Annotated in this window: 6 protein-coding genes; 5 read left to right on the plus strand and 1 reads right to left on the minus strand. The window is 67.1% G+C overall.

Going from position 1 to position 6,307, the window contains the following annotated elements; translation table 11 throughout:
* Nucleotides 1-528, minus strand: coding sequence for a ribonuclease FAU-1 family protein (locus JHE00_RS29600; RefSeq protein WP_200324462.1), 528 nt, complete (start codon nucleotides 526-528; stop codon nucleotides 1-3).
* A gap of 50 nt (nucleotides 529-578) precedes the next feature.
* Between JHE00_RS29600 and JHE00_RS29605 the strand changes: the two genes are divergently transcribed.
* From JHE00_RS29605 to JHE00_RS29625, 5 genes are all read left to right on the plus strand, one after another.
* Nucleotides 579-1,835 carry a PucR family transcriptional regulator gene (locus tag JHE00_RS29605; protein ID WP_200324464.1) on the plus strand — a complete coding sequence of 419 codons (1,257 nt, stop codon included), beginning with the start codon at nucleotides 579-581 and terminating at the stop codon, nucleotides 1,833-1,835.
* Between the two features lie 158 nt (nucleotides 1,836-1,993).
* Nucleotides 1,994-2,224, plus strand: a complete 231-nt coding sequence (locus JHE00_RS29610) for a hypothetical protein (RefSeq protein ID WP_230425175.1) — start codon at nucleotides 1,994-1,996, stop codon at nucleotides 2,222-2,224.
* A 57-nt stretch (nucleotides 2,225-2,281) separates the two neighbouring features.
* Nucleotides 2,282-4,441: an excinuclease ABC subunit UvrB gene (gene uvrB, locus JHE00_RS29615; RefSeq protein ID WP_307832174.1), complete on the plus strand. Its 2,160-nt coding sequence runs from the start codon at nucleotides 2,282-2,284 to the stop codon at nucleotides 4,439-4,441.
* A 394-nt stretch (nucleotides 4,442-4,835) separates the two neighbouring features.
* The gene (locus tag JHE00_RS29620; protein WP_200324468.1) at nucleotides 4,836-5,321 is read left to right on the plus strand and encodes a hypothetical protein; all 486 of its coding nucleotides are present in this window, start codon (nucleotides 4,836-4,838) and stop codon (nucleotides 5,319-5,321) included.
* On the plus strand, nucleotides 5,321-5,926 hold the full coding sequence (locus JHE00_RS29625; protein ID WP_200324470.1) for a DUF3558 domain-containing protein: 606 nt from the start codon (nucleotides 5,321-5,323) through the stop codon (nucleotides 5,924-5,926). Before JHE00_RS29620 ends, JHE00_RS29625 begins: the two co-directional genes overlap by 1 nt.
* Nucleotides 5,927-6,307 lie beyond the last annotated feature (381 nt).

Raw genomic sequence — 6,307 nt, forward strand, 5'->3', positions numbered from 1 at the left:
TCAACCGTTCGGTGGATGCCGGCGCCAGCCCAGCTCGATGTCCACAGTGGACAACCAGGCATTGAGATCGTAGCCGTGGGAGGCCAGCCCGTCCACCGTCGCGTAGGTCGTCTCGAGCGCCAGCTGGGCCTGCTCCCGCGTGACGAGTCCCTGCCCGGCCGCCGCCAGCAGCTCGTCGGTGTCGATCACCTCGAGCCCGTGGCCGAGGCGCAGCGCCAGGTCGAGGTAGAGGTCGGTGGCCAGCCACGCGTCGCCCTCGGTCTCGACGGCCACGACGTCGAGGTAGAAGTCCTGGTCGCGCTCGTGGCCAGGGTTGAACCAGAAGTCGGTGATCCGCAGCCCGAGTGACGGCAGCAGCCACGACTCGAGGTAGTGGAACTGCGCCCGGCCGGGCGTCGGGCGGGCAAGGTAGAGGCCGAACGGAGTCACGCGGTACTCCTCGACCTCTCTGACGACGCCCTTCGGGTCGGTGTTGGTCCGTGCTGCCACGTCGAACTTCTCGATCTTCGGCGGGTGCATGGGTGCCATCTTGCGGGGTTTACATCCGCGGGGCGAGCGTCACGGCCTAGAGTGATCACGTGGAGAACGCGGCCGTTCGTTCGCAGAGACTCTCACGGATCGCCGCGGCGCTGAACGAACGCGCCGCGGACGTCACCGCTGAGCTCGTGAGCCTCTACGAGCGCGAGCTCCCGAACCTCGTGAACGACGACGAGAGCATGGTCAGCCTCCTGTCGGCGAGCGTCTACCAGAACATCGATACGGCCGTGCGGATCTTCGAGCACGGCATCGATCCCAGCCGCGTGGAACCTCCGGCCGCGGCCGTCGAGTACGCCCGCCGCCTCGCCCAGCGCGGCACCCCGGTGATCCACCTGATCCGCGCCTACTACCTCGGGCAGATGGCGATGCTGGACCTGGCGATCGAGGAGGCCACCCGCCAGCTCGACGAGGCGGAGGCGCTCGGTGACGCGATGCGCGACGCCCTGTCCGGCGCGTTCACGTTCATCGACCGCGTGACCCAGCAGGTCGTGACCGCCTACGAGGAGGAGCGCGACAACTGGCTGCTCAACCGCAGTGCGGTGCGGGCGGCACGGGTGCGGGCGCTGCTCGACGAGGAGAGCGCCGACATCGGCGCCAGCGAGGCCGCGCTCGGCTACCGGCTGCGCGGCGACCACGTCGGCCTCGTGGTCTGGTACACGGAGAACGCGCACCCGATCGACCCGCTCGCCGGGCTCGAGGCGCTGGCAGGCGGCTTCGCCGCGACGCGCTCGGGAGCCGCGCGGCCGCTGTTCGTGCCCAACGACGAACTGTGCGCGTGGGTGTGGCTGCCGGTCGCCGATCCGGCCATGCCCGCCGCCGAGGAGATCGAGCGGGCACTGGCCGACGATCCCGACGTGCGCATCGCGTTCGGTGCGCCCGGTCGCGGCGTCGAGGGCTTCCGTCGAACCCACCGGCAGGCCGTCCGCGTGCACGCGCTCGCCGTCGCCGCGGGCAAGGGCTGCGACCGCGCACTGACGTTTCGCGACGTGGGGGCCATGGCGCTGATGACGTCCGACCTCGCGGCCGCACGGATGTGGGTCGACGACACGCTGCGCGACCTGGCGGTCGACGACGAGCAGCACGAACGCCTGCGAGAGACCCTGCGCGTCTTCCTGGCCACCGGCAGCAGCTACACCGCCGCGGCGTCCCGCCTGCTGATGCACAAGAACTCGGTCCAGTACCGGGTTCGCAAGGCCGAGGAACTCCTCGGCAGGCCTGTGTCCGGCGACCGGCTCGACGTCGAGCTCGCGCTCAACCTCTGCCACCGGCTCGGCAGCGCCGTCCTGCGCCGGGCCTGACATGCCACAGGGGCCAGGTGAGCGCGGGTGCGACAACTTTTCGGTCTGCCGGACCAGTCGTGTCGCGGATTGTTGGTCGGGGCGCACGAAGCATCCTGCCGTCGTGGCTCCTAGTCTCTCCTGCTATGGGGTCTGTGGTGCGAGAACAAGGTGAAGCGATGATGGTCGTCCGCCTGCGCCGGGGCGTCGTCGGCGAGACCAGGCGCGTGTGTCATCTGGTCCCCGTGCCCGACGTGAGCGAGACGCCCACCGAGATCACCGCGCTGTGCGGCGAGCGCATCCTGCCCGGTCAGGCCGAGCTGCTGTCCGGTTTCCGCGGAATGCCGTGCGAGACCTGCCTGGCTCTCTCCGCGCGCACGCTGTCTCCCGGGCTCGTCCACGCGTCGTAACCGCTGCTCACGGCGGTCCACGGCGTTTTGTCGGTGGGTGCGCCTACCCTGGGCATCGTGGCTTTCGCAACCGAACACCCCGTGCTGGCGCACTCCGAGTTCCGGCCCGTCACGGACATCCCGAGGTCCGACGGCCGCTTCACCGTGGTCAGCGAGTACCAGCCGGCGGGTGACCAGCCGGCCGCCATCGACGACCTCGACCGCAGGCTGAACGCGGGCGAGAAGGACGTCGTGCTGCTGGGCGCCACGGGTACCGGTAAGTCCGCGACCGCGGCGTGGCTGATCGAGCGCGTGCAGCGCCCCACGCTGGTGATGGCCCCGAACAAGACGCTGGCCGCGCAGATGGCCAACGAGCTCAAGGACCTGTTCCCCAACAACGCGGTCGAGTACTTCGTCAGCTACTACGACTACTACCAGCCGGAAGCCTACGTCCCGCAGACCGACACCTACATCGAGAAGGACTCGTCGATCAACGACGACGTGGAGCGCCTGCGGCACTCCGCGACGATGAACCTGCTCTCGCGGCGCGATGTCATCGTGGTCGCGAGTGTGTCGTGCATCTACGGACTCGGCACGCCCCAGTCCTATCTCGACCGCTCGGCGAAGCTTGAGATCGGACAGGAGGTCGAGCGCGACGCGTTCCTGCGGGCGCTGGTCGACGTGCAGTACACGCGCAACGACCTGGCCTTCGCGCGCGGCACGTTCCGGGTTCGCGGCGACACCGTGGAGATCATTCCCGCGTACGAGGAGCTGGCCATCAGGGTCGAGTTCTTCGGCGACGAGATCGACAAGCTCTACTACCTGCACCCGCTGACGGGCGACATCGTCAAGGAGGTCGAGGACGTCCGCATCTTCCCGGCCACCCACTACGTCGCGGGACCGGAACGGATGGAGCGGGCCATCCGGGGCATCGAGGCCGAGCTCGAGCAGCAGCTCGCCGACATGGAGAAGCAGGGCAAGCTGCTGGAGGCACAGCGGCTGCGCATGCGCACGAGCTACGACATCGAGATGATGCGCCAGGTCGGTTTCTGCTCGGGCATCGAGAACTACTCGCGCCACGTCGATGGACGAGACCAGGGGTCGGCGCCCGCGACGCTGATCGACTACTTCCCCGAGGACTTCCTGCTGGTCATCGACGAGTCGCACGTGACGGTGCCGCAGATCGGCGGCATGTACGAGGGCGACGCGTCACGTAAGCGCACGCTGGTGGAGCACGGTTTCCGGCTGCCGAGCGCCTTGGACAACCGGCCGCTGACGTGGGAGGAGTTCTCCGACCGCATCGGGCAGACCGTGTACCTGTCGGCCACCCCCGGCCCGTACGAGATGGGCCAGGCCGGCGGCGAGTTCGTCGAGCAGGTCATCCGGCCCACCGGCCTCGTCGACCCCGAGGTGGTCGTGAAGCCCACCGAGGGGCAGATCGACGACCTGGTGCACGAGATCCGCACGCGCGCCGAGAAGGACGAGCGCGTGCTGGTCACCACGCTCACCAAGAAGATGGCCGAGGACCTCACCGACTACCTGCTGGAACTCGGCATCCGGGTGCGCTACCTGCACTCCGAGGTCGACACGTTGCGTCGCGTCGAGCTGCTGCGGCAACTGCGCTCGGGCGACTTCGACGTGCTGGTCGGCATCAACCTCCTGCGCGAGGGTCTCGACCTGCCCGAGGTGTCGCTCGTGGCGATCCTCGACGCGGACAAGGAAGGCTTCCTGCGCAGCGGCACGTCGTTGATTCAGACGATCGGCCGCGCGGCCAGGAACGTCTCCGGCCAGGTGCACATGTACGCCGACCGGATCACCGACTCGATGCGGTACGCGATCGACGAGACCAACCGCAGGCGCGAGAAGCAGGTCGCCTACAACGAGGAACGCGGCCTCGACCCGCAGCCGCTGCGCAAGAAGATCGCCGACATCCTCGACCGCGTCTACACCGAGGCCGAGGACTCGGAGGAGGAGATCGCCGTCGGCGGCTCCGGTCGCAACGCCTCGCGCGGCAAGAAGCCCGAACAGGGCGACAAGGTGCGCAGTTCCGGAGTGCTCACCGACCGCGACGTCAGCAGCATGCCGCGCGCGGAGCTGGCCGACCTGATCCAGCAGATGACCGAGCAGATGATGCAGGCCGCGCGCGACCTGCAGTTCGAACTGGCGGCCCGGCTGCGCGACGAGATCTCGGAGCTGAAGAAGGAGATGCGGGGAATGGACGCCGCGGGCGTGAAGTAGCCACTCGGCGGCCCGGGTCCTGGTGTCCCTGTTCACGCAGGGCCGCTCTGCCCCGCGGCTCGGAGCTTCCTGATCGCGCCGTTTCACGTCGAGCCTCGCCATTGGCGTGCAAACGCTGAGCCCGGCGTCACGCCGCTTGCCCGGGGATCTCGAACCGTCTCTGGCGAGCTTTTTGGCGGTTCACGTGCTCTGAGCAGCTGATGTGTGCCCTGACCGGACGCTTGACGCCCGAGACGATGTAACCCCGGGTCTGATGATCGACTCGGCCTGCACGATGATCGAACTGCCCGGCTCCAGGACGGCGGCCTCGGACGTGGTGAGTTCGCCCGAATTGGCCGTCTCGGTGTGAGCGGGCGGTTACGCTGGGGCGCCGAGTGTTGCTGGGGAGGCTTCGATGGCGGAGGGGAACGGTCAGGTGGATACCGCCGCGGCGCAGGCTGCGATGTCGGTGATGCCGGGTGGTGCCGCGGTGGGTGGCGCGCTTGCGACGTTCAACAACATGAATTTCATTGTCGACGGCAAGTCGTCGTCGGGTCCGGGCGCGGGTGGTGGCTTCTCGATGAGCCGAGAAGAAGCCGAGGCCGCGCTGGAAGAAGCGCGAGGCATCGCCGATGACCTGACTTTTCAGGTACGAGAGGCGCGATTGCTGGCGCAGACGCAGTCTCCGGCTGATGATCCGGCAAGCATGGGTTTTCACAACGTCGGGCTCGAGGCTCTCGGTAATGGGGCTCAGCACGTCGAAGCGGAGCGAGACTACTGGCGCAGCCTGGTGACGGCCTTGGAGAAGGCACTCGGCGTCTACCAGGCGGCGGACGAGCAGGCTGGCCAGGATGTTGGTGGTTCGGGTGGCCAGGACAGTAACGGTGGAGGACTCATCTGATGAGGCGTCTTGTCGCGCTGGCGGTGTGCGGTGCCGTTGTGGCTGCGGGTTGTTCGGGGGGAACGGGCGGCGAGGCTGTGCCGACGTCTGAGTCCGTGACTCCCGGATCGTCTGCTTCCAATCCCGAGTTGCCACATAGTGGGGCGCCCGAAGTGACGAATCCAGTACCGGAGTCGGCGTTGTCCGCAGGACCGTGCGAAGCGCTGACGAAACAGCAGATCAAGCAAGCTCTGGGAGACGGTGCTGCTCAGGGGCGCAGTGGTGAAAATGAGGTCGGTCCCTACTGCGATTGGTCCGATCCGGCTACTGGTGGCGGTTTCCTGCTGGCATTCAGCACCAATTTGAGCCAGGGGCTGAGCGCCTACTATGCCAACACTAAGGCACAGACTGCGATCTTTCGTGAAGTGGATCCAATAGGCGGGCTTCCCGCGGTCGAATACAAAGATAGTGAAGATGATATCCAGTGCGGCCTGGCCGTTGGCCTTTCCAACGAATACGCAATTGATATTCAGGTGACGTTGAGCCGGGCGAATGAAGGCAATGACGCGTGCGAGCCCGCGAAGACTGTCGCGACGTGGGTCGTGGCGAACTTCAAGGGGGAGTAGCGATGGGGCTGTTCGGTAGGCATGAAGTCACCACCGTCGTCGTGTTCAGCTCACCTAATGGGGCATCACTTAAGTACTTGCTGTTCTGCGGAGATCTGGGTGACGCGCTGATGGCAGTGTGATCGGGGGTTTTGGTGTAACGCGCAGGAAGTAAGGCTGGCGAGCTTGTGAGGTGTTCCGGCCGTCTCGGTGTGAGCGGGCGGTTACGCTGGGGTGCCGAGTGTTGCTGGGGAGGCTTCGATGGCGGAGGGGAACGGTCAGGTGGATACCGCCGCGGCGCAGGCTGCGATGTCGGTGATGCCGGGTGGTGCCGCGGTGGGTGGCGCGCTTGCGACGTTCAACAACATGAATTTCATTGTCGACGGCAAGTCGTCGTCGGGC

Origin of the sequence: Prauserella cavernicola, assembly GCF_016595675.1 — a bacterium.
In the GTDB taxonomy this organism is placed as follows: domain Bacteria; phylum Actinomycetota; class Actinomycetes; order Mycobacteriales; family Pseudonocardiaceae; genus Prauserella_A; species Prauserella_A cavernicola.

Coding starts and splice junctions, on each gene's coding strand:
- JHE00_RS29610 (WP_230425175.1), top strand. CDS start 1,994: ATGATGGTCGTCCGCCTGCGCCGGGGCGTCGTCGGCGAGACCAGGCGC.
- JHE00_RS29625 (WP_200324470.1), top strand. CDS start 5,321: ATGAGGCGTCTTGTCGCGCTGGCGGTGTGCGGTGCCGTTGTGGCTGCG.
- JHE00_RS29600 (WP_200324462.1), bottom strand. CDS start 528: ATGGCACCCATGCACCCGCCGAAGATCGAGAAGTTCGACGTGGCAGCA.
- JHE00_RS29620 (WP_200324468.1), top strand. CDS start 4,836: ATGGCGGAGGGGAACGGTCAGGTGGATACCGCCGCGGCGCAGGCTGCG.